The sequence below is a fragment of the Tateyamaria sp. Alg231-49 genome (assembly GCF_900143535.1).
In the GTDB taxonomy this organism is placed as follows: domain Bacteria; phylum Pseudomonadota; class Alphaproteobacteria; order Rhodobacterales; family Rhodobacteraceae; genus Tateyamaria.
Map to the genome: position 1 here is coordinate 39,929 of NZ_FRFA01000010.1, position 23,459 is coordinate 63,387.

At 58.4% G+C, this 23,459-nt stretch carries 23 protein-coding genes; 15 read left to right on the top strand and 8 right to left on the bottom strand.

The window, feature by feature from the left end; translation table 11 throughout:
• Window positions 1-132 precede the first annotated feature (132 nt).
• The 11 genes from coxB (at window position 133) to DHN60_RS15570 (ending at window position 9,946) form a co-directional block, all read left to right on the top strand.
• The gene (gene coxB / locus DHN60_RS15520; protein ID WP_108838319.1) at window positions 133-1,014 is read left to right on the top strand and encodes a cytochrome c oxidase subunit II; all 882 of its coding nucleotides are present in this window, start codon (window positions 133-135) and stop codon (window positions 1,012-1,014) included.
• 57 nt (window positions 1,015-1,071) lie between these two features.
• A complete protein-coding gene (locus tag DHN60_RS15525; protein ID WP_108838245.1) occupies window positions 1,072-2,010 on the top strand; it encodes a heme o synthase in 939 nt (312 codons plus the stop codon).
• Entirely contained in the window at window positions 2,007-2,168 is a 162-nt protein-coding gene (locus DHN60_RS15530; protein ID WP_108838320.1) for a cytochrome C oxidase assembly protein, read from the top strand. The genes DHN60_RS15525 and DHN60_RS15530 overlap by 4 nt, the downstream gene beginning before the upstream one ends.
• Window positions 2,168-2,743 carry a cytochrome c oxidase assembly protein gene (locus DHN60_RS15535; RefSeq protein WP_108838246.1) on the top strand — a complete coding sequence of 192 codons (576 nt, stop codon included), beginning with the start codon at window positions 2,168-2,170 and terminating at the stop codon, window positions 2,741-2,743. The genes DHN60_RS15530 and DHN60_RS15535 overlap by 1 nt, the downstream gene beginning before the upstream one ends.
• A gap of 12 nt (window positions 2,744-2,755) precedes the next feature.
• Window positions 2,756-3,577, top strand: coding sequence for a cytochrome c oxidase subunit 3 (locus DHN60_RS15540; protein ID WP_108838247.1), 822 nt, complete (start codon window positions 2,756-2,758; stop codon window positions 3,575-3,577).
• A gap of 75 nt (window positions 3,578-3,652) precedes the next feature.
• A complete protein-coding gene (locus DHN60_RS15545) occupies window positions 3,653-4,333 on the top strand; it encodes an SURF1 family protein (RefSeq protein WP_108838248.1) in 681 nt (226 codons plus the stop codon).
• Window positions 4,334-4,338: 5 nt separating this feature from the next.
• A complete protein-coding gene (thrC, locus tag DHN60_RS15550) occupies window positions 4,339-5,727 on the top strand; it encodes a threonine synthase (protein ID WP_108838249.1) in 1,389 nt (462 codons plus the stop codon).
• 10 nt (window positions 5,728-5,737) lie between these two features.
• Entirely contained in the window at window positions 5,738-7,000 is a 1,263-nt protein-coding gene (locus DHN60_RS15555) for a pitrilysin family protein (RefSeq protein WP_234423660.1), read from the top strand.
• Window positions 7,000-7,584 carry a GNAT family N-acetyltransferase gene (locus DHN60_RS15560; RefSeq protein ID WP_108838251.1) on the top strand — a complete coding sequence of 195 codons (585 nt, stop codon included), beginning with the start codon at window positions 7,000-7,002 and terminating at the stop codon, window positions 7,582-7,584. The genes DHN60_RS15555 and DHN60_RS15560 overlap by 1 nt, the downstream gene beginning before the upstream one ends.
• A 63-nt stretch (window positions 7,585-7,647) precedes the next feature.
• Window positions 7,648-8,478, top strand: a complete 831-nt coding sequence (locus tag DHN60_RS15565; protein WP_199913690.1) for an MBL fold metallo-hydrolase — start codon at window positions 7,648-7,650, stop codon at window positions 8,476-8,478.
• A gap of 55 nt (window positions 8,479-8,533) precedes the next feature.
• The gene (locus tag DHN60_RS15570) at window positions 8,534-9,946 is read left to right on the top strand and encodes an FAD-binding oxidoreductase (protein ID WP_108838252.1); all 1,413 of its coding nucleotides are present in this window, start codon (window positions 8,534-8,536) and stop codon (window positions 9,944-9,946) included.
• A 287-nt stretch (window positions 9,947-10,233) separates the two neighbouring features.
• Here DHN60_RS15570 and DHN60_RS15575 read toward each other — a convergent pair whose 3' ends face one another.
• The 3 genes from DHN60_RS15575 to DHN60_RS15585 form a co-directional block, all read right to left on the bottom strand.
• Window positions 10,234-11,142 (bottom strand): DUF2950 family protein, encoded by a 909-nt coding sequence (locus tag DHN60_RS15575; protein ID WP_108838253.1) that lies wholly within the window; start codon window positions 11,140-11,142, stop codon window positions 10,234-10,236.
• A 4-nt stretch (window positions 11,143-11,146) separates the two neighbouring features.
• A complete protein-coding gene (locus tag DHN60_RS15580; protein ID WP_108838254.1) occupies window positions 11,147-12,445 on the bottom strand; it encodes a DUF3300 domain-containing protein in 1,299 nt (432 codons plus the stop codon).
• A 211-nt stretch (window positions 12,446-12,656) separates the two neighbouring features.
• Window positions 12,657-13,196: an adenine phosphoribosyltransferase gene (locus tag DHN60_RS15585; RefSeq protein WP_108838255.1), complete on the bottom strand. Its 540-nt coding sequence runs from the start codon at window positions 13,194-13,196 to the stop codon at window positions 12,657-12,659.
• A gap of 71 nt (window positions 13,197-13,267) precedes the next feature.
• Here DHN60_RS15585 and DHN60_RS15590 point away from each other — a divergent pair, with 71 nt between their 5' ends.
• Entirely contained in the window at window positions 13,268-13,972 is a 705-nt protein-coding gene (locus tag DHN60_RS15590; RefSeq protein ID WP_159089236.1) for a DsbA family protein, read from the top strand.
• Between the two features lies 1 nt (window position 13,973).
• Here DHN60_RS15590 and DHN60_RS15595 read toward each other — a convergent pair whose 3' ends face one another.
• Window positions 13,974-14,846, bottom strand: coding sequence for an S-methyl-5'-thioadenosine phosphorylase (locus DHN60_RS15595; RefSeq protein WP_108838257.1), 873 nt, complete (start codon window positions 14,844-14,846; stop codon window positions 13,974-13,976).
• Between the two features lie 293 nt (window positions 14,847-15,139).
• Between DHN60_RS15595 and DHN60_RS15600 the strand changes: the two genes are divergently transcribed.
• The gene (locus tag DHN60_RS15600; RefSeq protein ID WP_108838322.1) at window positions 15,140-16,381 is read left to right on the top strand and encodes a dipeptidase; all 1,242 of its coding nucleotides are present in this window, start codon (window positions 15,140-15,142) and stop codon (window positions 16,379-16,381) included.
• Between the two features lie 179 nt (window positions 16,382-16,560).
• Here DHN60_RS15600 and DHN60_RS15605 read toward each other — a convergent pair whose 3' ends face one another.
• A complete protein-coding gene (locus tag DHN60_RS15605; RefSeq protein ID WP_108838258.1) occupies window positions 16,561-17,244 on the bottom strand; it encodes an alpha/beta fold hydrolase in 684 nt (227 codons plus the stop codon).
• Between the two features lie 661 nt (window positions 17,245-17,905).
• Between DHN60_RS15605 and DHN60_RS15610 the strand changes: the two genes are divergently transcribed.
• The gene (locus DHN60_RS15610; RefSeq protein ID WP_108838323.1) at window positions 17,906-19,519 is read left to right on the top strand and encodes a SulP family inorganic anion transporter; all 1,614 of its coding nucleotides are present in this window, start codon (window positions 17,906-17,908) and stop codon (window positions 19,517-19,519) included.
• 54 nt (window positions 19,520-19,573) lie between these two features.
• Here the strand turns inward: DHN60_RS15610 and DHN60_RS15615 are convergent, their stop codons facing one another.
• The 3 genes from DHN60_RS15615 to DHN60_RS15625 form a co-directional block, all read right to left on the bottom strand.
• On the bottom strand, window positions 19,574-21,430 hold the full coding sequence (locus DHN60_RS15615) for an FAD-dependent monooxygenase (protein ID WP_108838259.1): 1,857 nt from the start codon (window positions 21,428-21,430) through the stop codon (window positions 19,574-19,576).
• Between the two features lie 212 nt (window positions 21,431-21,642).
• Entirely contained in the window at window positions 21,643-22,272 is a 630-nt protein-coding gene (locus DHN60_RS15620; protein WP_108838260.1) for a CatB-related O-acetyltransferase, read from the bottom strand.
• Window position 22,273: 1 nt separating this feature from the next.
• Entirely contained in the window at window positions 22,274-22,879 is a 606-nt protein-coding gene (locus tag DHN60_RS15625) for a flavin reductase family protein (RefSeq protein WP_108838261.1), read from the bottom strand.
• Between the two features lie 87 nt (window positions 22,880-22,966).
• Between DHN60_RS15625 and DHN60_RS15630 the strand changes: the two genes are divergently transcribed.
• Window positions 22,967-23,452, top strand: a complete 486-nt coding sequence (locus DHN60_RS15630; RefSeq protein WP_108838262.1) for a GNAT family N-acetyltransferase — start codon at window positions 22,967-22,969, stop codon at window positions 23,450-23,452.
• Window positions 23,453-23,459: the final 7 nt, after the last annotated feature.

A 23,459-nucleotide genomic window follows, 5' to 3' on the forward strand; every position in this document is an offset into this window, starting at 1 on the left:
CGCCCCTTAAGTCTTTATCTTGTGACACAGATATGATTGTAAGTGTCATCAATACAACGGGGGGAAGGTGCGGTGCGCGTATTCGCCCTCTCGGCATCCCAAAGATCGCTCCAAAAAGATCAGGACGACGACATGAAAAAGCTTTTCTCGATATCGGGCTTGTGTGCCGCTATGGCCGCTGCCCCCGCTTGGGCCCAGGACGGGCTCGAAGTGATTGGCCGCCCAGTGGACGGCGCCATGGGCTTTCAGCCTGCTGCCACCGAAGTGGCGCGCCGCCTGCAATGGCTGGATGGTATGATCCTGGTCATTATTACGGCGATTACACTTTTCGTCACGGCTTTGTTGGCTTGGGTGGTTATCCGCTACAGCCGCAAGCGCAACCCTGAGGCTGCGACCTTTACCCACCACACACCCATTGAGATTGCATGGACCACTATTCCAATTGTGATTCTTGTGTTCATCGGCGCGTTTTCCTTGCCCACGCTGTTCCATCAGCAAGAGATTCCTGAGGCGGACATCACAATCAAGGCGACCGGATACCAGTGGTTCTGGGGCTATGAGTATGTAGACGAAGGCTTTGGCTTTGACGCCTACATGATCGGTGCACCGGCCACAGGCGGGGACAACTCCCTGACGCCCGAAACCGAAGCTGCACTGGTTGAAGCTGGCTATGCCCGCGAGGATTTCCTGCTCGCCACGGACAACGCTATGGTCATCCCAGTCGGAAAAACCATCGTTGTACAAGTGACCGGAGCAGACGTGATCCACGCCTGGACCATCCCGGCCTTTGGTGTGAAGCAGGACGCCGTGCCTGGCCGTCTCGCCGAGCTGTGGTTTGAGGCGGAAAAGGAAGGCATCTATTTCGGGCAGTGTTCCGAGCTGTGCGGTATCGCCCACGCCTACATGCCAATCACCGTCAAAGTGGTGAGCGAAGAGGCCTACGCCGCATGGCTGGCCGACGCAAAGGCAGAATTTGCAGGCACCCCAAAGGCGTTGACTGTCGCTTCCAACTAAACGCGTAAGGCGGGGGTTTTCTCCGCCCTACATCGCTGCTGAACCGCAAGGGTGCCGATGACCGACATAAGCTACCAATCCCAGCCGCAAGAGGTCGAGGCATCTTTGGGTGACTATTTCGCCCTGTTGAAGCCCCGCGTGATGCAGTTGGTGGTCTTTACGGCCGTTGTCGGTCTGTTGGCGGCACCCGTGCAGGTGCATCCTGTCATTGCAGTCGCTTCTATTTTGTTCGTGGCCATCGGGGCAGGGGCATCCGGTGCGCTGAACATGTGGTGGGATGCGGACATTGACGGCGTGATGCGCCGCACGTCTAAACGTCCAATTCCGGCGGGCAAAGTCACTCCGGATGAAGCAAAGGTTTTTGGCTTTGCCCTCTCCGGCATGTCGGTAATGATGCTGGCGCTCAGTGCGAACCTGCTGGCCGCTGCGCTGTTGGCCTTCACCATCTTTTTCTACGTCGTGATCTATTCGATGTGGCTCAAACGCCTGACGCCGCAAAACATCGTGATTGGTGGCGCGGCGGGCGCGTTCCCACCCGTGATCGGTTGGGTGATCGCAACAGGGTCCATGTCGCTTGAGCCATGGCTGATGTTTGCTCTGATCTTTATGTGGACTCCGCCCCATTTCTGGGCGCTGGCATTGTTCATGAAGTCTGACTACGACGACGCTGGCGTGCCGATGCTGACGGTGACCCACGGGCGCAAATCAACCCGCAAACATATCCTCGCTTACACCATTCCGCTGGTTGTTCTGGCGGTCGGCACCGCGTTTACGTCCATCGGTGGCCCCGTTTACCTGGTTGTGGCCCTTGTACTGAACGCGCTGTTCCTCAAAGGGGCCTACGACATCTGGCGCCGGGACGAGGCGCAAGCAGAGGCGGACGATTACAAGGTCGAGAAATCCGTGTTCCGCCTGTCTCTTTGGTACCTGTTCCTGCATTTCGGTGCGATCCTGGTTGAGGCATTGCTGCCCGCCGCATGGGGGATCTGGGCATGAGCATCCGAGCCGAGCACGAAATCCACCAGCGCCGCAAGGGTCGCAATATCGGCGTTGGGCTGATGTTGGCCGCCTTCGTGGTGCTGATACTTGCGCTGACCTTTGTGAAGATCACTGGCGGCGATTTCGAGATGCCCCGGATCGAGGAAGGGCAGTGATGCGTTTGTCTGGTCCTGCAAAGACGGTTGTCCAAACCCTCAGCCTTGTTGTGTTCATGGGCGGCCTTGCTTGGGCATCCGTGCCGTTTTACGACTGGTTCTGCCGGGTTACTGGATTTGGCGGCACCACGGGTGTTAGTGAAGTTGCCACCGATGAGATTCTTGAGCAAACCATAAAGGTGCGATTTGACGCGTCGCTTGAGCGTAGCATGCCGTGGGAGTTCAAACCTGTCGTGCGCGAGATGGAGTTGCGGATTGGCGAGACCGGGCTGGCCTTTTATGAGGCTTACAACCCCACGGACCGCCCCATTGCCGGTTCAGCCAGCTACAACGTGGCCCCGTATGAGGCTGGCGGGTTCTTTTCAAAAATCGACTGTTTCTGCTTTGAAGAGCAGGTTCTGGCGCCGGGCGAACGCGTCCAGATGCCTGTTACTTTTTACGTCGATCCAGAAATTGTCACCGATCGGGACGCAAAATACGTGCACTCGATCACACTCAGCTATACGTTTTACCAAATCGACCTGCCCGAAGGCTATGCAGCTGTGGAACAGGCCAACGATACAAATCTGAACTAAGGGACGGGACACATGGCCCACGCAAAAGATCACGACTATCACATCCTATCGCCATCAACGTGGCCTTTGCTTGGCGCAATGGCCGGTTTTGCAATGTTGTTTGGTGCCGTCCTTTGGATGCACGATGTCACACCGTTCCTGTTTCTGGCCGGGTTCGTCGCGGTGCTCTATGTCATGTTCGGCTGGTGGACTGACGTCGTAGCAGAAAGCCGGATCGGAGATCACACGCCTGTCGTGCGTATCGGTCTGCGCTACGGATTTATCCTGTTCATCATGTCCGAGGTCATGTTCTTTGCCGCTTGGTTCTGGGCCTTTTTCAAAGACGCTATCTATCCGATGAGCGAATATGTGGGCACCACATATGTCCGCCCCGAAATCTACCATGTGGATGCGTTCCACCTCCCGCTGATCAACACGTTGATCCTGCTGCTTTCGGGTTGTGCTGTCACCTGGGCGCACCACGCGCTTGTGCACGGCGGTCAACGCAAAGATGTGATCAACGGTTTGGCCATTTCGGTTGTACTGGGTGTCGCATTCACCTGCCTGCAGGCCTACGAATATTCCTACCTGCTTTATAAAGGCTGGGAATTCGGCAACGACACGTTCTTCTCTGCTTTCTTCATGGCGACTGGGTTTCACGGGGCGCACGTGATCATCGGCACGATTTTCTTGTTCGTGTGCTTGTTGCGCGCGATGAAGGGTCACTTCACCGCTGAAAAGCACATCGGTTTTGAAGCTGCCGCATGGTATTGGCACTTCGTGGATGTTGTTTGGCTGTTCCTGTTTCTGGCCGTCTACATCTGGGGCGTGGCGCAGATGCCGGGCACCCATTAAGCCGCAATCACACTTGGCACAGATAAAGCGCGCGGGTTCCGCGCGCTTTTCACGTTGAACGGGGACACGCAGCCAATGGGGCGCCTCTGGTTTCTTTTGACAATCGGGTTGATCGGAACGGTCATTCTGGTCAGCCTTGGCGTTTGGCAAGTCCAGCGTCTGGCGTGGAAACAGGGCATGCTGGCCCGCATTGAGGCGCAGATCAGTGCGGACCCTGTGCCACTGGCTGAGGCGCTTGATCCGGAATTCCGTCGCTATGCCCCGGTCGAGATCACCGGCCGGTTCGGGCAGTCGCATATCCGCATGCTCGCTTCGCGCAAGACGACAGGCGCCGTTTACCGCATTATTCGCCCGTTCCGTACAGATGACGGGGCATCCATTCTGATTGATACAGGCTGGCAAGTGCAGGCGCGTGACGTGGTGGATGCACCGCAGACGCGCCTCACGCTCACTGGGAATCTGGACGCTCCGCAAGAGGCGGACGGGTTTACGCCGGACCCGGACACCAAAGGCAACATCTGGTTTGCCCGTGATGTGCCTGCCATGGCCGCGGCGCTTGGCACCGATCCGGTGCTGGTTGTCCTGCGTGATGCGCCGGAAACAGACCTTGGCGTGACGCCCTGGCCTGTAGACAGTGCTGGCATTCCCAACGATCACCTGCAATACGCCATCACCTGGTTTTCGCTGGCCGTCATCTGGGTGGGCATGACCTTGTATTTCCTGCGGCGCACCCGCCGCCCCGTCGCGAAAGGCTAAGTGCGATGCAATACATCTCGACCCGGGGACAAGCCCCAAGCTTGACCTTTGAGGACACTATGCTGACTGGCCTTGCCCGCGATGGTGGCCTTTATGTGCCAGAGACAATTCCCCAGATGGACGCCCACACCATCGCCGCCATGGCTGGGCAAAGCTACGAAGAGATTGCCTATACCGTGATGCGTCCCTTCGTCGGCGACACCTTCACCGATGCCGAGTTCCGGGGCTGCATCAACCGTGCCTATGCGGGTTTTGGACACGCCGCGCGCGCGCCGCTTGTGCAACTGGATCAGGGACATTTCTTGCTCGAACTTTTCCACGGGCCGACTTTGGCGTTCAAAGACTTTGCAATGCAGCTGATCGGCCAACTGTTCCAGACGGCCCTTGCCCGTCGCGGCGAACGGGTGACGATTGTGGGCGCGACCTCGGGCGACACCGGGTCGGCCGCGATTGAGGCCTTCCGGGGCCTCGACAATGTAGATGTGTTCATCCTTTACCCGCACAATCGCGTGAGTGAAGTGCAGCGCCGCCAAATGACGACACCTGTTGAGGCGAATGTTCATGCGTTGGCGCTGGACGGGGACTTTGACGATTGTCAGGCCCGCCTCAAGGACATGTTCAACGATTTTGAATTCCGCGATGGTGTGAAGCTGGCCGGGGTCAATTCGATCAATTGGGCGCGGGTGCTTGCGCAGGTGGTATATTACTTCTCGGCCGCTGCATCGCTTGGCGCGCCAACACGCAAGGTCAGCTTTACAGTTCCAACGGGCAATTTCGGCGACATCTTTGCCGGATACATTGCCAAGCGCATGGGCCTGCCTATCGATCGGCTGGTCGTTGCGACCAACCAGAACGACATCCTGCACCGTGCCTTGTCAGGGCAGGGGTATCACAAAGGCGATACGATCCCCTCAATCAGCCCGTCCATGGACATTCAGGTCAGCTCCAACTTTGAGCGTGCGCTGTTTGACGCCTATGGGCGCGATGGCGGGGCAGTGGCGCAGTTGATGGATGAGCTTAAGGCAGGTGGGTTCGAGGTAAGCCAAGGAGCGATGCAGGCCTTGCAGGATCATTTTGAGTCCGGGCGTGCATCCGAGGGCGAGACAAGCCAAGCGATCACCCGCACGCTGGCGGACACGGGCGAGTTATTGTGCCCGCATTCCGCAGTAGGGGGCCACGTGGCCGCTAATCACATCGAGCCTGGCACACCAATGGTCACGCTTGCCACCGCGCATCCAGCCAAGTTCCCGGATGCGGTCGAGGCGGCGACGGGCATACGCCCCCCTCTTCCCCCCCGCATGGCAGACCTGTATGAGCGTCCAGAACGGCTGACCCGGGTGCCCAATGACCTTGAGGCACTCAAGGCCCATATCAAGGAACACCGCGCGAAATGAGATCACTGAATTGAGCACGCAGACACATACCCTGTCCAACGGGTTCCGCATCGTTACTGAGAATATGCCCGGCCTCGCCTCGGCCTCTATCGGCATCTGGGTGGGTGCAGGTGCACGGCATGAAGCGCCCGATCAGAACGGCATCGCGCATTTTCTGGAGCATATGGCGTTTAAGGGCACGCAAAAGCGGACGGCTCTGCAAATCGCCGAAGCCATTGAGGACGTTGGGGGTTATATCAACGCCTATACCAGCCGCGAAGTGACGGCCTATTACGTCCGCGTTCTGGAAAACGATGTACCATTGGCGCTGGACGTGCTGTCGGATATTCTGCTCAACCCCGTCTTTGACGAAGGTGAGATTGAGGTCGAGCGTGGCGTGATCCTGCAAGAAATCGGGCAGGCACTCGATACGCCTGACGATGTGATCTTTGACTGGCTGCAAGAGCAGGCCTATCCCGAACAACCCCTTGGTCGCACGATCCTTGGACCAAGCGAACGTGTTTCGGCCTTTGATCGCTCTGATCTGTCCCGCTTTGTTGGTCAGCACTATGGGCCCGAACAGATGATCCTGTCCGCAGCAGGAGCCGTCGATCACGACGCCCTTGTGCGTATGGCCGAAGAGGCCTTTGGCCACCTACCGCGTTGCCCATTGCTGATCGCGGATACGGCGCGCTTTGCGGGTGGTGAGGTTCGTCAGGGAAAATCGCTGGAACAAGCCCATTTCGCTCTGGCCTTTGAGTCTCCGGGCTATAGGGATGACGCGATTTACACGGCTCAAGTCTATGCCAGTGCGCTCGGGGGCGGCATGTCTTCGCGGCTGTTTCAGGAAATCCGCGAGAACCGGGGGCTGTGCTACACGATCTTCGCTCAGGCCGGGGCCTACGCGGACACCGGCATGACCACGATCTATGCAGGAACGTCGGCTGATCAGATTGCCGACCTTGCGACGATAACTGTGGACGAGATGAAGCGGGCGGCAGGTGATATCAGTCAGGCTGAGGTGGACCGTGCGCGTACACAAATGAAGGCGGGGCTGCTGATGGGGCTTGAAAGCCCATCCAATCGCGCCGAACGTCTCGCCCGCCTTGTGCAGATATGGGACCGGGTACCGCCCCTGAGTGAAAGCGTGGCGTTGATTGATGCGATCACCGTGCGGGATGTGCGCGACTTTGCCGAACAAATGGCATGTAAGGCACCGATGGCTATGGCGCTTTATGGCCCGGTGGACGCAGCCCCGAGCCGCGAAGCCCTAGAGGAGCGCCGCGCCGCCTGATGCTGCTAACTAAACGGAAATTGCAGATCGAGACCGAGCGCATGTCGCTGCGCCCGCCGTCTCATTCCGATTTCCGCGCTTGGACGTCGCTCAGGGTGGCAAGCGCCGATCATCTGATCCCTTGGGAGCCAAGTTGGGCCAACGATCACTTGACCCGCAAGGCCTTTACCAACCGCGTCTATTGGGCTCAGCGATCCGTGTCAGCGGGGACGGCCTTGCCGCTGTTTTTGTTCCGACGCAAGGATGACGCGCTGATGGGCGCGATCACGCTTGATAACATCCGTCGCGGCCCGGCACAGGCGGGCACCTTGGGGTATTGGACGGGGGTGAACTATGCCCGGCAAGGGTACATGCGCGAGGCGATTTTGGCCGTCGTGCACCATGCGTTCACGCGCCTTGACCTCAGCCGGATCGAAGCCGCCTGTCTGCCGGAAAACGCTGCCTCAAGGGCATTGCTGGAAACCTGCGGGTTCAAATATGAGGGCGTCGCCCAAAGCTATCTTCAGATTGATGGGCGCTGGCGGACGCATGTTCTTTACGCAAGTCTGCGTATGGATCGACGCGGACGGACCGAAGCGGGATAAATTCTGACACAGAATGTTACCAAGACTTTTTGAAAAAGTCTTTTTGCGCTCTAACGTTATTTTATGCGCTTCTTTGTGATCCTTCTTGCCCTTACGCTTGTGCCCGCAGCCATCGCCGCTCAGGACACACGCACACCTAGTCACTGCATCGCTCTGGCCAATGACATCGACGGGGCACAGTACGTCCACAAGGCCAGCTACAATGTCGATGTGGCCTCTGAAACGGTGCGCATTCACTACATCGCCCACGCCTCTTTCCTGATCCGGACGGCCGGAGGGCTTAACATGGTGACGGACTACACGGGCTTTACCGGGTCGGCTCCGATGATCCCGGATGTCGTGACCATGAACCACGCACACGAGACGCACTGGACCGCCTTTCCAGACCCGGCCATTCCGCATGTTTTGCCCGGATGGGGAGAGTTTAGACAGGGCATCGATCACCGTGTTGATCTGGGTGAGGTGCTGGTGCGTAATGTCTCGACGGACATCCGGTCGGAGTGGTCGGGCATTGAAGACAACGGAAATTCGATCTTTGTCTTTGAGGTGGCAGGCCTGTGCATCGGGCATCTGGGGCACTTGCATCACGAACCCAACGACGAACAATATGCGGCTATCGGGCGCCTCGACGTGGTCATGGCGGCGGTGGACGGGGGCAACACTGTGAGCCTACCCACCATGATGCGCATTATTGATCGCCTGCGCTCCTCCATCGTGATCCCGATGCATTGGTTCGGGGATTTCACGCTGAACCATTTCCTTGATGGGATGCGCGACACGTTTCAGGTGGTCGACGTGGGTGGTCCTGCACTGGACGTGTCGCTTGATCGGCTGCCAAGCAGGCCCACGATTATGGTGTTGCGCCCGGCATGGCTGACAGTACAACCTGAGTAGCCTTAGGTACTACGCCAAGGCAGGTGCCTCCACAGTCTCCAAAAGGGTACGGGTCATGCTGAATTCATTGACACCTGAACGCGCGGCGGATCTGCGCAACACCTTGCCTGCGGACAGGTTCGCTGAACCGGATGCGGGACATCTGCAAGAACCGCGGGGGCGTTATCACGGCACGGCGGGGTTGCTGGCACGCCCGCGCAGCGTCGAAGAAGTTGCTACATTGGTCCGCGCAGCGGCGGCGGCCTACGTGCCCGTCATTCCCTACGGTGGCGGCACCGGGTTGGTTGGCGGGCAGTTGGCGCCAGACGGACCTTTGCCGCTGATCCTGAGCCTTGATCGGATGACGGCCATCCGGGATGTGTTTCCAGACGAGAATGTCTTGGTGGCGGAAGCGGGTGCGGTACTGGCAGATGTGCAAACTGCGGCAAGCGATGCGGGCCGGCTTTTCCCTCTGTCGACGGCAGCCGAAGGATCTGCGCGCATTGGTGGCGTTCTGTCTACCAATGCCGGGGGGACGGCGGTTTTGCGCTATGGCAATGCACGCGATCTGTGCCTGGGGATCGAGGCCGTGCTGCCTTCGGGCGAAATCTATCGCGGGCTCAGTCGGCTGCGCAAAGACAACACCGGCTATGATCTGCGCAATCTTTTGGTCGGAGCCGAAGGAACGCTGGGCATCATCACTGCCGCGTCATTGAAATTGTTCGCCCAACCTCAGCATCGGGGTACGGCCCTTTTGCAAGTGACTTCGCCGCGTGCGGCGCTGTCCTTGCTGGCTATGGCGCGTGATCAGGTCGGGGAAAGTGTGACCGCCTTTGAACTGATCAACGGCCAAGGTTTTGCATTTCTGGCTGAGACGATGCCGCAGGTCCGAAATCCGTGGGAAGAGACGCCCGAGTGGAGCGTGCTGATCGAATTGGGGCTGTCAGGGGGGCTTTCGGCCGAGGCTGCACTTGAGCACCTGTTTGAAACGGCGCTTGAGGCGGGGTTGGTGGCTGATGGGATGATCGCCCAAAACGAGGGCCAGCGCACCGACTTCTGGACCATCCGCGAAAGCATCCCCGAGGCCAACCGGCGCATCGGGGCGATATCTTCGCATGATATGTCGCTGCCTCTTGGGGTGCTGGCGGATTTTATCGAAGAGGGTGGGGCGCGGCTCGCGGCTTTGGGTGATTTCCGGATCAATTGTTTTGGCCATGTTGGGGATGGAAACCTGCACTACAATGTCTTCCCACTGCTGGGGAAAAGCCGGGCGGACTATGGAAACAAAAAGGAACAGGTCTACAGGGTGCTGCATGATCTGGTCCATGAGATGGGTGGGTCGGTCAGCGCCGAGCATGGGATCGGGCGGCTGAAGGTCGACGATCTGGAGCGGTATGGAGACCCAACAAAACTGGCGACGATGCGTAGCATCAAGGGGGCTTTGGATCCGCTGGGTATCATGAACCCGGGAGCGGTTTTGCGCGCCTAGAGTGACGCTCTCTCAGCGCGTGTCCCACGCTGGGACAGGATGTCGCCTGTGCAAAATCAATGGGTTGCAGAGACAAGTTAAGAATCTGTTAGGAAATGGACGTGGACACGACCCGATGAAATGGCGCGCGTGCGCGGTTGATGGCACCGGGCAGTTGAGCCGTTGGTGGGATATACCGCGCGCCCGCGCTATTGCACGTTTCAGGGCTGCCACAAGAGAACTTACAGCAGCCCCGACGCAGTATTAGACGCGTTCAGACTTCAAGACGGCGCGCGGTCCCAGTGGTCTTAGTTCGATACAGGTGTCCACTCTTCAGTGGGATCGTACGCAGTCATCTCAGAGGCCAGTTCGAGGGTTTCTTCGCCCAGTATCGACTCGAGGATCACGCCGTTTTCCGACACCATGAAACTGTGCAGACCTGTTTCGCCATAGACTGCGGGAACGGCCAGCATGGCGTGCCCGCCCACCATGTTGCCATTGACGATGTAGCTCATGACGCCGCCCGGCGCGGCATCGGACTGTTCGGTCAGAACGCGGAAATAGTATCCAAAGAACGGCTCCGGTGGTTGATCGGATGTGCCGTCGTTATATCCCGTTGCTGACGCGCGGGCGAAGAGCTCACCCAGCAGCGTGTCTTCTTCGGGCCAAAACAAACCGTCTCTTGCTTCGGGCGAAGAAGAGATCACTTGTTGCGCGAATTCCATGACCCCGTCGCCATCCATGTCCGTCTGCCGGAAGTTGCGTTGGACATCGACATATGCGTCCAGAAGTTCAATGATTTCGAGCTCGTTTCCGCCAATTTCGCGCAAACGCACTTCTTCGCGCCCTGCTTCATTGTCGAAAGACCACTGCCCCTCTGCACCCTTGGCAATCGGGATGGGAAAGAGCCAGCCCTCAACACCGAGGGCGATCATCACTGAATTGTCCTCTTGGGGTTCGAACCGATACCCTTCTTGATAAAGGCCAATCAGGGCCAACCGATTAATCTGATCCTCTACCGGATCACCTTCGGACAGATAATCTGCCGCGTCTTCACCGAAAACGGTCAGTACGGCGGATTTGTCGGCCGCGCGCAACCCGGTCATCAGGGCGTCAAGCGCATCTTGTGGCGTGGCATAGCGCGCAGGTTCGGCAACGCCCGCCCCCGCGACAAAGCTGATCAACGTAACTGTTGCTGCAATTTTGATGGCATTCATGTCTTCAGCCCCTTCTTCTCGCTTTGCCGCCACTCGCCTTGCCGCGACTGGACGCTTTGCGTGCTTTGTTTCCACCTGATTTTTTGTTGATCGCCTTGGGCTTTTGAACCGATTTGGGTCTCGACACGTTCTTGGCCGGGGCCTTCTTGGCGGCAGGTTTTTTAACTGCTGCTTTCTTGGCGGCGGCTGGTTTGCTTGCTTTGCTTGCCTTTGGTGCGTTCGCTTTGAGGTTATCACGCGAGATATTGCCATCCCTGGATTTTGGCATCGTCTTGCGGACGGCATCCGGTTTCACCGCAGCGCCGGGACGGGAAATGTCAGGCGCGCCAGTGGCCCCGGACAGTTTGCTGCGCAGGGCATCTGAATTGCTTTCAGATTTCTTGACGGGCAGTTTGGATTTTCCTTCGCCATCCCGTTTTGTCGAGATTTTGTCGCGCGCTTCTTTGGTGCGGTTGTCATTGGGTTTCCAGCCGCCATCCGGACGGCGGTCGCCGATGTTGCCGGACCCGATGTTGTTGCCGATGTTCACATTCCCATCGACATCAATGTCGATGTCCGGGTTGCGATAGATCGGGCCACCGCCCCATCCGCCGCAGTTCCGGCACCCCCAATAGTCATTCCAGTCGTCGTCATCGTCAAAGATGGCGTCAATGACGGTGTAGGTTCCAAAGGCAATCAATCCTGCGGTCAGGGCGTCCCCGACGACATTGCTGTTGTCCTGCGCATAGACGACTTCGGAATCATACTGAGGGACGTAGACGACCTCTGGGTCGGCTGGCTGAATGACGATGTCTTCTTCTTCGGTCACTTCAACGACCTGTTCCTCGCCCGAGATCAGTGCGCCTGAATTGATCGCTTGGGTCCGCATGGTTTGGACGGCTGCCATGACGTCGTCCGTCTGGGCGAGCATCGCGTCCCCCATGGTTTCAGTCCATTCGATGTGGAGAGCCATGTCTTCGATGACTTCGGGAAATGCGACGGCAAGAACCTCGACACTTTCATCCCAGCCTTCTGCTTCGACTGCCGCTTTGATGGTTTCGGGGTCTTCACCTTCGTTTACGGCCAGCAAGCGATCACCCTTGATTACCTGCATTGGATTGGTCGAGGCAACGAGGACTTGAATCAGCAGGGTATCGGGATAGAGCGCCACGGGCGCCACCAAGTTTTCCAGTTCAACCTGCGTTAAAAGCGCGTCTTCTGATACGGCATCGGTTTCCGCATCCTCAGTTTCAGTGGACTGCGCAAAGGCTGTCGACGATAGCAAAGCCAAAAAGGCTGTTAAGCACCCAAAACGTTTCCACATAGACTAAACCCCCCATATCCGAAGACGTAATAGCTGTATCTAACACCATAATTTTCCGGCTGGTAAGCCAATTCGACGCCGAAAGTTGCCGAGATGTGGGGCGTTCAAGCCCTGAGGTCGGCGGATCGTTTGAATTGGAAACTCTGCTCCGCCATCAAAATTGTGACCAAGCGTGCCGTGCCTCACAGGCACCCCGCACGCCAGTTAACCGTCAATCCCCTTCGAATTCACACAGCGCGTGCACGTCCATCCCCATCGCTTCGAGCCGTGCCCGCCCACCGATGTCAGGCAGGTCGATCACGAAGGCGCAGGAGATGATCTCTCCGCCCAGCCGTTCGATCAGTTTGATCCCGGCCTCTGCGGTGCCCCCGGTGGCCAGAAGGTCGTCCACCAACAGGATCTTTTCGCCCGCTTGAATGGCGTCGTCGTGCAGTTCCACGATCGCTTCGCCGTATTCCAGTGTGTAGGCCTGTGAGATCGTCGCGCCGGGCAGCTTGCCCTTTTTGCGGATCGGGACGAACCCCACGGACAATTGGTGCGCGATGGCCCCGCCCAAGATAAAGCCACGTGCCTCAAGCCCCACCACTTTGTCGATTTGCATCCCCGCATAAGGGTGCAGCATCTGGTCTATCGCCATTCGGAACCCGCGCGGGTCTGCAAACAGCGTGGTCACGTCGCGGAACATGATCCCTTCGTGTGGGAAATCGACAATGGTGCGGATGTAGTCGCGCACGGTTTTGTTGGTTGGCATGCTTGGGCTCCGTATCATATCTGGTTGCCATGTGATGGGACGCTGTGCCCGAAGGCAAGGAGATTGGCCCGGTGAAGCGACGCGATCTTTTGGCGGTGGGTGGTTTGGTTGCGTTGGCGGCCGGCTGGCAGGTGTTTGGTGTGCGCCGCCCCGGTCTGGAGTTTCGCGATGTCGCGGCCGCACCCGGTTGGCGCTTTGCCGCGCTGGGTGGCGTTTCGGGGGCTTCGGGTGCAGATTTGATGACCATTGGGTTGGACGCCGGGCCGCGTGCTTTGCCGGGTGCTGATCTGGACGCTGTCGTGCACCGCGACCGGGTGGACGGGGCGGTGCCTGTTGCTGTTTTTTCGGATTTCTTTTGTCCGTATTGTCGTGGCTTGATTGGGCGCCTTGTTGCCCGTGCTTCTGCGCCTGACATTGCCATCAGCTGGCATGAATTGCCGCTATTGGGCCCGCAGTCTGTGCTGGTGGCCCGCGCGGCGGAGGCGGCGGGGTTGCAAGGGGGGTATGCTGCGTTTTACGCGCAGATGTTGTCGGATGGGTTTCGCCCGTCCCCTGCGTGGATGGCCACGGTGGCCGAAGCGGCGGGTTTGGACGGCGCGCGGTTGCGCCGTGACATGGGGGGCGATGTGGTCGCGGGCCGGTTGTTGACCTCGGCCCGCGCGGCCAAAACGTTGGGCTTTATCGGGACGCCGGGTCTGGCCGTGGGCCGCTATGCCGTTCTGGGGGCGTTGCGCACGGATCAGATGGAAGATCTGATCGGTCGGGTTGGTGTCTGAGCTACAGTATCCGTCCTGCCACCGCATCAAGCTTGGCCATGAGCGCTGCATCGCGCGCTTCGGGTCGTGTGAGGATGGCGTATTCCAGCGCCCGGTCGCAGCCGTGGGGGCAGGGGGCGCGGTCCTTGCCAAGCAGACCCGGTAGTTTCGCTACCATGCTGCGCGCTTTGTCTGCGTTTCCCATGAGTGTGGCGATGATTTGCGTGACGTCCACTTCGCCGTGATCGGGGTGCCAGCTGTCATAGTCGGTGATCATGGCGACAGAAGCATAGCACAACTCGGCCTCGCGGGCGAGTTTTGCCTCGGGCATGTTGGTCATGCCGATCACGTCCGCGCCCCAGCTTTCCCTGTACATTTTGGACTCGGCGAGGGTGGAGAATTGCGGCCCCTCCATCGCAAGGTAAGTCCCTGAAGAATGGACGTTAATGCCAGTTTCCGTGGCCGCCGTGATGCAGGCCTGTGACAGGCGCGGGCAGGTGGGGTGGGCGACGCTGACGTGCGTGACGCAGCCGGTGCCAAAGAACGACTTTTCTCGCGCAAAGGTCCGGTCAATGAACTGATCCACAACGACGAAATCGCCCGGTGCCATTTCCTCGCGAAACGATCCGCAGGCAGAGACGGAGATCACATCCGTCACTCCGATCCGCTTGAGCGCGTCTATGTTGGCGCGGTAGGGGACGGTGGTGGGAGAGTGCACATGCCCGCGCCCATGCCGGGGTAAAAAGGCCATGGCGACTCCGTCCAGAGAGCCGGTCAAAATCTGATCAGAAGGCGCGCCCCATGGGGTTTCGACACTGACCCATTCCGCGCCTTCGAGCCCGTCGATGTCATAAATGCCGGAGCCGCCAATTACGGCGATTTTGGTTTGGGTCATGGGGGCCTCTTGCGCGGATTTCGGACCGACTAAAACAGGCAAAATCACGATTCACAACCCGTGCACCCCGTGCAGACAGAGTGTGCACAGGATTGTGTGACACGGTGGCGTTGTTCGCTAGTGCGGCCCTGGGCGCTATGTTTTTTTCTGACAAAGCGGGCATTCGTCGTGGCTGGCGTCAATGACCGGTTTGCAGGACTTTGCCGCCGTTCGTGGCAAAGTATTTTCTTGGCACAGGCTCAAGTTTGAGTTCATTTGGTTCGCAACGACAATTTTCCATGGGGACTGAGCAGATGAAACATTTGATTGCAGCCAGCATACTGGCTCTTACGTATCTTGGACCGCTACACGCCAGTGAAGAAAGCAAAACATGGGACGCATCAGATGATGCCAAGCAGTTTGTTCAGGACACTATCGTGATCGGAATGCTCGCCAGCCCCTATGGCACCGGATGGACGGAATACGAACAGCTTCACACCTATTTCCAACGCGCCCGAGACAACGGGATTACTGGCCATGAAATGACTTTGGCCGCTGCCAGTATGACATGGGAGACGTTCCGGCAACAGCATTACCACATCCGCGCTGCGATGGCCCAGCAGCCCGACAATTACATCATCGTGAATGAAACACGTGACATTGAAGCGGCGCATGCTCAGGGCAAAACGGCCGTAATCTACAATAGCCAGACCGCCGAAATTCTGAATGGCGATACCTCGCGCATGGCCATTCTGAAGGACATCGGGGTCAAGTCTATGATCCTAGCTTACAACGACACTTTTCGCACCGGCTCAGGGCAACTGTCGGCCTACAATGGTCTCGACATTGGGCTGAGCCCGTGGGGCAAGGAAGTCATTGACGAGTTGGTGCGCTTCGGCATTTTGTTGGACCTTAGCCACACCGGGTCGAAAACTGCGAACGACGCCATGGACTATATGGACGAGAAATATCCCGGCGTGCCGTACGTCTATACGCATTCGGTCCCCGCTGGCCTTTACAAAAGCGAACCGAACCGGACAGCGCGCGGGTGCTACCGTGCTATCCCGGACGACGAGGCCCTGCGCGCCGCCCAATCCGGTGGCTATGTTTCACCCACGTTCACCGAATGGATGATGGACGGCATCTGGCCGGAGGATATTTCGCCAAAACAGGCCGCTGACATGATCGACTATTACGTTCAGCTTGTCGGAGCCGACCATGTTGGTATCGCCACTGACGACATGTTTTCGACCGAGTTGGTCGTGGACTTCGCAAAAGCAAATGCGAGTATGTATGACGATGGCGGCTACATGATCGATGCGTTCAACAAGGGCGCGACCGGCAATGGCGAGCTTGCAAAGATCCTTGCTGCTATCACCGACGACCTCTGGGCGCGGGGCTATACAAACGAAGACCTCGCCAAGATTTATGGTGGCAACAAGATGCGGGTCTTCGCGCAAGTATGGGAAGGCAAACCACCAGAGCTATTCTTGGAGGAATACCCCGAGCGACTGCGGATGCGGCGCGAGATGCGAGAGTTCTTCTTCTCACGCTAAACTCCTCTGCGGGCCCTAGTAAGGTGCGACGGAATTGATTTGGCCGCGGTCCGCTTTGGGCTCAGAACCGCCGTTCAACGCGTTCTGCTGCAACGTCTGCTCTGGGCTCAAAGCAGCCATTCGCTGCAGCCTGGGTGAACGACCGCTCTGCGGGACGCAGCAGCCGTCGGGCCTTGCCCTTAGTTTCTGGCGATTGCTAGCAAAATTTCAGCCACGGTTTCTTTTGCCGGGCTTACCTCCATCAACTGATGCGGGCCTTCGACCGTGATCAGGTTCCAGCCGCGTTTTTCGACACGGGCCGGTGCCTTGACTGCGCGCATGTATTGAAAGAAAGGGTTGCTGTCGCTGGCCACGATGATTGTGCCCGGAAAGTCCGGCGTGCCGTCTGGCAGCGCCAACCGATCAGTGTAGGACTTGAATGGATGCGGTCTCATCGTTGGCAATGCTTCGCGCAACCCGTCTTTCGGAATAAGCCATCCGTCCCCGTCTTTCTCGACCATCGCATACACTTCGTCTCTGGTCGCCTCGTCGAAAAAGCTGGTCATCAGGCTTTCGCCGTCATCGGCAGGCACAGTATCCAGGTACACCAGATGTTTGATACGGTCTGGCTGTTCCGCAGCGGCCCCAGTGATCACAGTTCCCCCATAGCTGTGGCCGACGAGGATTACGTTGTCGAGATCACGCCAGCTCAGCGCGTTTGAGACATCAAACACGTGCGTAGACAGCCCCGTTTCCTTTGACAGAAGGTGCTCTTTCTCGCCAAGACCCGTCAGAGTCAGTTCGACCACTTCAAAGCCCTCATCCCTCAGCAATATGCTTAGGGGTTCATACTGACCGGCCCACTGAAACGTGCCATGAACCATGAAAAAAACGGTTTGCTTACAGACCCTTGCTGTGTTGCGGTCTGGGCGACGGTGAAATTGCCCAAGGAAAGCAAAGCGGTGAACGCCAACAAAACAGTTGCAATTGCCTTTCTGAAATTCAGCATAATTTTCGCCCCATCTGAACGTGTCCGAAGTTTCGGCGACCCTGATAGAAAGCCGCGTGACGGGTCAAGCTATTTAATCTTTTCGTAGCACGACCCGATCCGGCAGTCTGTTTTGGGCTAAAAGCAGCCGTTTGCTGCAATGAACATGAACGGCGACTAAGGGCCGTAGGCCTAACCGCCCTGATCCGAGCGTGTGGTTGGGCTGCATTCAGACGGCCCCGGAGTGTTACATCTGGTTATCAGGCACAGAACGTCGGCACTGGGGTAAGCCACCCCTTGCAACCAAACCTATGGGCTGGCGTAGAATTTGCCCCGCTTGGGGTATGCGTTCGAGCCACGCGTGCTGATCTTGGCCTTTTGTTAACCTTGAACTGCCCTATACACCGAAGAATACGGTGACTTTTTCAGCGCACCTGTTACGTCACGCCCAAAGGCTGGGCGCTGGCATGGCCATTCGCGAAGTGATCCGGTAAGGGCCACGCAAAGCAGGACCACAAGCAGACAGGATTCCCATGGCCTTTTTCGATTTTTCGAACATGCGCACCTCCACCCGTTTTGGCGATTTCTCTATCGCGCCGGGCGAGGTCAAGCTGACGCCCGGCCAAATCCGCACCGATCTGCTTTCGGGTCTGACGGTCGCGCTGGCGTTGGTGCCGGAGGCTGTGGCCTTTGCCTTTGTCGCCGGGGTACACCCGCTGGTCGGTCTGTATGCCGCCTTTATGGTTGGCTTGATCACGGCCATTTTTGGGGGCCGTCCGGGCATGATTTCGGGGGCCACGGGGGCCTTGGCCGTTGTCATGGTTGCGCTGGTTGCACAGCACGGGGTCGAGTATCTGTTTGCCACTGTCGTGCTGATGGGATTGTTGCAGGTTTTTGCCGGTGTCATGCAGTGGGGCAAGTTCATCCGCCTTGTGCCGCACCCGGTTATGTTGGGCTTTGTCAATGGCTTGGCCATCGTGATCTTTCTTGCGCAGCTCACGCAATTCAAGGTGCCCGGCAGTGCCGAGGCCTCGGGCCATGGGATGGCAGGGGGTGAGTGGCTGAGTGGTTTGCCGCTTTATCTGATGCTGGGCCTTGTGGGCCTGACGATGGTGATCATCTGGCTGTCGCCGCGTGTGACGCGGTTCATTCCTGCCCCCTTGGCGGGCATCGGGATTGTGGCAGCCATCGTGATTGGCTTTGGTCTGGATGTGCCTCGTGTGGGCGATCTGGCCAGTATTGAGGGTGGGCTGCCGCAATTCCATATTCCGGCCGTTCCTTTCAACTTTGAGACGTTGCAGATCATTCTGCCCTATGCCGTGATCCTGGCCGCGATAGGCCTGATTGAGAGCCTTTTGACCCTGAACCTTGTTGGTGATCTGACCAAGCAGCGTGGCGGGGCCAGCCAAGAGTGTATCGCCCAAGGAGTGGCCAACACGGCCACGGGTTTCTTTGGCGGTATGGGCGGTTGCGCGATGATCGGGCAGTCGATGATCAACGTGAAATCCGGCGGGCGCACGCGCATTGCTGGCATCTCTGCCGCGCTGTTTTTGCTGGCCTTTATTCTTGTGGGGTCATCCGTGATCGAGCTCATTCCGCTGGCTGCGCTGGTGGGTGTGATGTTCATGGTGGTGATCGGGACGTTTGCGTGGAACTCGCTCAAAATCCTGCGCAAGGTGCCGTTGACGGACGCGTTTGTGATCGTTCTCGTCACTGTCGTGACGGTGATGGAAGACCTTGCTGTTGCGGTCGTCGTCGGTGTGATCGTGTCGGCGCTCGCCTATGCGTGGAACAACGCACGCCGCATCCACGCCACGACCCGCGATTCAGTCACCGAGGCGGGGGCGAAGGTTTATGAAATCCACGGTCCTTTGTTCTTTGGCTCGGCCACCGGGTTTATCGAGATGTTCACCGTCGAGACCGACCCGCGTGAAGTGATCGTTGATTTTGCGGACAGCCGTGTGGTGGACCAGTCTGCCTTGCAGGCGATCGAGGCGGTTGCGGGCAAGTATGCGGATGCCGGTAAGCGGGTGCAGTTGCGCCATCTGACCCATGATTGCCACAAGTTGCTGACCAAGGCCGGGCACCTGATTGTCGATAGTGACGACGACCCGGACTACGAGGTTGCGACGGATTACGGTGTGCGTACAGGTATTTTGGGCGACCACTGAGGCTTGGCCGATTGGGTCTGGTGGGCTGTGCACCTTGATCGGCAATGAACCTGTCTAGGCCCTCAGTACCTTGGCAAAGAAATCTTTGATTTCCTGGGCCGCCGTGATCGGCGTGACCAAAGCCACATGTTGATCCGGCCTGATCACAATGGCTGCGCCTTCGATCCGGTCTATGCCGCGCATATCGAAAATGTCGCCTTGGCCTTGTGCCGGGCAAAACGCTTTTTCGTAGTCGGTGAGGCCGAATTGCCCCTTTGAGGGTCTCAGCAGCGTTGGCAGTTTGGAGAAATCCATCTCTCTGTGAGCGGTCTGAAAGACAGCGCGCGCGTCAATGACGGCGTCGATATCCTGCCCTGCCGGGGTGACGCTGTGCATCAGATCCGCAAGGCCCGCGCACAACGTCCCGACTGGACCGTCTGCGCGGCCTGTGTCCGAGGCTGGCCCAAAGATGACAATGCGCCAACGCCCGTCCGCCCTGAGAACATGGCCAAGCTGCATCGGTTTGGCATCCCCAAGCCGAATGACAGGAGCGGAGTGGAACCGTTTGCCAACGGGATACCCCGACGCAAGGTGCTGATGGTTCTGGGCACCCGTAATCAGAGACGGCTCATATTGCGTCTCGACGCCCGCTGTATAACGCCCATGTCTTTTGAAATAGGCTTGGAAACGTGCCGCATCGCTTTCGGTTTTCGGTTTTTCGCTGAACAGACGCGCCATGTCGCGGTCAAAATCGATCAGTTCTTGGGCCTTGGCGCGACGTTCGCCGGAATATGTGTCCAGCAGGGCGACGGGTGATTGCCCGCGCAAAACAGCGGCGAGTTTCCAACCCAGATTAAAAGCGTCCGCCATAGAGACATTCATCCCTTGCCCTGCCTTGGGACTGTGTGTGTGGCAGGCATCGCCAGCGATGAATATACGAGGTTGCTTTGTCCCGCGTTCTGACTTTGCGACATCATCAAAGGCATCACACACGCGTTGCCCGATTTCATATGCTGACCACCACGCGACTTGGGCCACCTCAAAATCAAAGGGAGACAGGATTTTGCGGGCCTTCTGGATCAACTGGTCTGATGTGACGCCACGGTCTGCCGCCCGTTCATCCGGGCCCAATTCATCAAGTTCAATGTAGAGGCGCACCAGATAGCCGCCTTCGCGCGGGATGATCAGTATGCTGCCCTGATCCGCGGACTGGATCGCGCATTTTAATCTGATGTCGGGGAAGCTGGTCGTGCACAAGACATCCATCACACCCCAAAGCTGGCGCGCCGATTTGCCTTCTAACGCGCGCCCGATTTCGGAGCGCACTTTGCTGCGCGCGCCGTCACAGCCGACCACGTACCGTGCCCGAAGGGCTTGGGTTTCGTCTGGGCGATCCACATTGGCAATCTGTGCTGTGATGGGAAAGTCGTGGGCATCGTCGCGGGTCAGGGCAACCAGTTCCTGACTGTAATCCGGAGATAGGCGGCTTGGTGATTTTGCCATAGTTTCAAGGTAGAAATCGTGAACTCGCGCCTGGCTTAAGATGATGTGGGGCATTTCAGAAAGGTCGTCTTCGACATCCTGAATGCGCTCAACACGTTCTAAAGATGAACCATCTGTTCCCGGTCTCCAAAAGCTCACTTCGTTGACGTGATACCCTTCTTTGATCACACGCTCTGCGAACCCAAACGCTTCGAACATTTCAACAGATCGGCACGCGATACCGTCTGCCTGACCAAACTCCAACGGGCCGGGTTTGCGCTCGATCAGACGGACCGAGATGCCGCCGAGAACGCTGAGTTGCGTGGCCAGCGTCAAACCGGCAGGGCCACACCCAACGATCAAAACATCGACGGCATCCTTGGCGACGGAGTCGCGGGCAAGGGCGATCGAAGGGTCTCCGGTGCGAAAGCCGTCAAGATGGTACTGCATACACAAGTCTTTCGCGCCAAGTGGCGTCTTCAAGGCGATGTTATCGACAATGGATAGGGCATGGTGCCGTGGTCGTGCAAATTTTTGGATCCGGTCGCAGCCATTCTGTGCACTCTAAGGACGCAGTTGGGGGATCGAAATTACAACGGCGCGGTTCGGGTGGAGTCGGACTCCATGTTGGTTTCCAACTGTTTTGACATCAAAAAGCCCGCTCAGAGCTGTTCCAACGCCGAGATATCATGAGCGAGCAAGGCCGGGACGGCCCGCTCAACGCGCTCTGCTGGCCAGTCCCACCATGCCAGCCGAGATATGCGCGCGCAGTCTTCGTCCGAGAACCGCCGTTTGACCACCTGACCGGGGTTGCCGATCACAACTGAGAAATCGGGCACCTCGCCCCGCACCACGGCCCCCGCGCCGACGATCACGCCATTCCCGATCCTTGCCCCCGGACACACCAGCGCACCATATCCCAGCCACACGTCGTGCCCGATCACCGTGTCGCGGGTATCGGGTTGGTAGGTGGCGATTTGCGCGGGATCGAAGATGGGGAACGGAAATGTGGTCAGCCCGTCCGTTGCGTGATTGGCCCCAGCCGTCAAAAACCGCACCCCGTGCGCGATTTGACAGAACCGCCCGATGCGCAGGCCACCCGGTCCCGCGCCGAACAGGTAGGGGGCCAAATGCGATGCCCAATCAGAGGGCGCTGCAAAATCGGAGGCATAGGTATAGGCACCTATATCCCAGCCCGGATGGTCAATCACGCGGTCCAGAAAGGCTGTGCCAGTATGCTCGGATCCATCTGGCAGGGTTACGGGATAGGCGCGGGCGGCGTCCGGGAACATTTTACTCGCCCGGGCGTTTGAGGCTGAATTTGTCCCGGATCACCCCGTAGTCGCGATATCCCAGCCGCGTCAGGGGCTGGTATCGCAGCACGTCGAAAATGCCGTCCACCACGCAGTCGTCGCGCATATGCACGCCCACCACTTCACCAAAGACCACATAGTTTGAGGGCCCTTCGATTTGCACGATTTGTGTCACCTTGCACTCTAGGGACGCTGGGGCTGCGCCGACGCGGGCGCAGTTGATCTCTCCACACTCGGCCTTGTCGATCTCGGCCAGTTCGAATTCGTCTGTGCTGGCCTCCCATGGGCCTGAGGTTTGGTTCATCGCGTCTTTCATCGCGTATTCCACGATGTTCACGCAAAATACGCCGGTTTCGCGGATGTTGGAGACAGAATCCTTGGTGCCGTCCCGGTCATCCTTGGTTCCGGTCGACGAAAACATGACCTGTGGGGGCACATAGGCCACGCCGTTGAAGAACGAATAGGGGGCCAGATTGTCCGACCCGTCCGCGCCGCGTGTCGAAATCCAGCCGATTGGGCGTGGTGTGACGATGGCGTTAAAGGGGTTGTGGGGCAGGCCGTGGCCATCGGCGGGGCGGTAGAACATGGAATCTCCTGATCGGTGGTTTGCGCAAGGACTACCCCCATGCTAGGGCGACAACCACCCCTGACGAGACCTGCGATCCGGCACCATATGTTCCATTTGACCACAGAAACCCCGGACGACTGGTGGGAGGTCGAGGCCCTGTATGACCTGTGCTTTGCCCCCGGGCGCGAAGCGTTGTCGTCGTACCGCCTTCGTGATGGGGTCGATTCGGTGACCAGCCTGAGCCTTGTGGCCCGTGATGCGGACGGCACTGTCGGTGGTGCTATCCGGTTTTGGCCGGTTCGTATTGGTGCGGCTCGTGCCTTGCTGCTGGGCCCTGTGGCCGTGCACCCGACCCATCAGGGCGAAGGGTTGGGGGCCGTTTTGATCGAAACTTCGATGGCGGCGGCGGCGTCTGAAGGATGGGAGCGGGTGCTGTTGATCGGTGATGCCCCCTATTATGGTCGCTTTGGGTTTGCGCGTCTGAACGCGGTTGTCATGCCCCCGCCGACCAATCCTGAGCGGGTTTTGGGCCATGCCTTGCGACCCGGTGCGTGGGACGGCATTGTCGGTGAAGTGACCCGCAGCAATTGAAACGAAG

What these genes read in the sequence shown, in the direction of transcription:
- coxB (WP_108838319.1), top strand. Translation starts at nt 133, where the DNA reads ATGAAAAAGCTTTTCTCGATATCGGGCTTGTGTGCCGCTATGGCCGCT.
- DHN60_RS15525 (WP_108838245.1), top strand. Translation starts at nt 1,072, where the DNA reads ATGACCGACATAAGCTACCAATCCCAGCCGCAAGAGGTCGAGGCATCT.
- DHN60_RS15530 (WP_108838320.1), top strand. Translation starts at nt 2,007, where the DNA reads ATGAGCATCCGAGCCGAGCACGAAATCCACCAGCGCCGCAAGGGTCGC.
- DHN60_RS15535 (WP_108838246.1), top strand. Translation starts at nt 2,168, where the DNA reads ATGCGTTTGTCTGGTCCTGCAAAGACGGTTGTCCAAACCCTCAGCCTT.
- DHN60_RS15540 (WP_108838247.1), top strand. Translation starts at nt 2,756, where the DNA reads ATGGCCCACGCAAAAGATCACGACTATCACATCCTATCGCCATCAACG.
- DHN60_RS15545 (WP_108838248.1), top strand. Translation starts at nt 3,653, where the DNA reads ATGGGGCGCCTCTGGTTTCTTTTGACAATCGGGTTGATCGGAACGGTC.
- thrC (WP_108838249.1), top strand. Translation starts at nt 4,339, where the DNA reads ATGCAATACATCTCGACCCGGGGACAAGCCCCAAGCTTGACCTTTGAG.
- DHN60_RS15560 (WP_108838251.1), top strand. Translation starts at nt 7,000, where the DNA reads ATGCTGCTAACTAAACGGAAATTGCAGATCGAGACCGAGCGCATGTCG.
- DHN60_RS15565 (WP_199913690.1), top strand. Translation starts at nt 7,648, where the DNA reads ATGCGCTTCTTTGTGATCCTTCTTGCCCTTACGCTTGTGCCCGCAGCC.
- DHN60_RS15570 (WP_108838252.1), top strand. Translation starts at nt 8,534, where the DNA reads ATGCTGAATTCATTGACACCTGAACGCGCGGCGGATCTGCGCAACACC.
- DHN60_RS15575 (WP_108838253.1), bottom strand. Translation starts at nt 11,142, where the DNA reads ATGAATGCCATCAAAATTGCAGCAACAGTTACGTTGATCAGCTTTGTC.
- DHN60_RS15580 (WP_108838254.1), bottom strand. Translation starts at nt 12,445, where the DNA reads ATGTGGAAACGTTTTGGGTGCTTAACAGCCTTTTTGGCTTTGCTATCG.
- DHN60_RS15585 (WP_108838255.1), bottom strand. Translation starts at nt 13,196, where the DNA reads ATGCCAACCAACAAAACCGTGCGCGACTACATCCGCACCATTGTCGAT.
- DHN60_RS15595 (WP_108838257.1), bottom strand. Translation starts at nt 14,846, where the DNA reads ATGACCCAAACCAAAATCGCCGTAATTGGCGGCTCCGGCATTTATGAC.
- DHN60_RS15600 (WP_108838322.1), top strand. Translation starts at nt 15,140, where the DNA reads ATGAAACATTTGATTGCAGCCAGCATACTGGCTCTTACGTATCTTGGA.
- DHN60_RS15605 (WP_108838258.1), bottom strand. Translation starts at nt 17,244, where the DNA reads ATGGTTCATGGCACGTTTCAGTGGGCCGGTCAGTATGAACCCCTAAGC.
- DHN60_RS15610 (WP_108838323.1), top strand. Translation starts at nt 17,906, where the DNA reads ATGCGCACCTCCACCCGTTTTGGCGATTTCTCTATCGCGCCGGGCGAG.
- DHN60_RS15615 (WP_108838259.1), bottom strand. Translation starts at nt 21,430, where the DNA reads ATGCAGTACCATCTTGACGGCTTTCGCACCGGAGACCCTTCGATCGCC.
- DHN60_RS15620 (WP_108838260.1), bottom strand. Translation starts at nt 22,272, where the DNA reads ATGTTCCCGGACGCCGCCCGCGCCTATCCCGTAACCCTGCCAGATGGA.
- DHN60_RS15625 (WP_108838261.1), bottom strand. Translation starts at nt 22,879, where the DNA reads ATGTTCTACCGCCCCGCCGATGGCCACGGCCTGCCCCACAACCCCTTT.
- DHN60_RS15630 (WP_108838262.1), top strand. Translation starts at nt 22,967, where the DNA reads ATGTTCCATTTGACCACAGAAACCCCGGACGACTGGTGGGAGGTCGAG.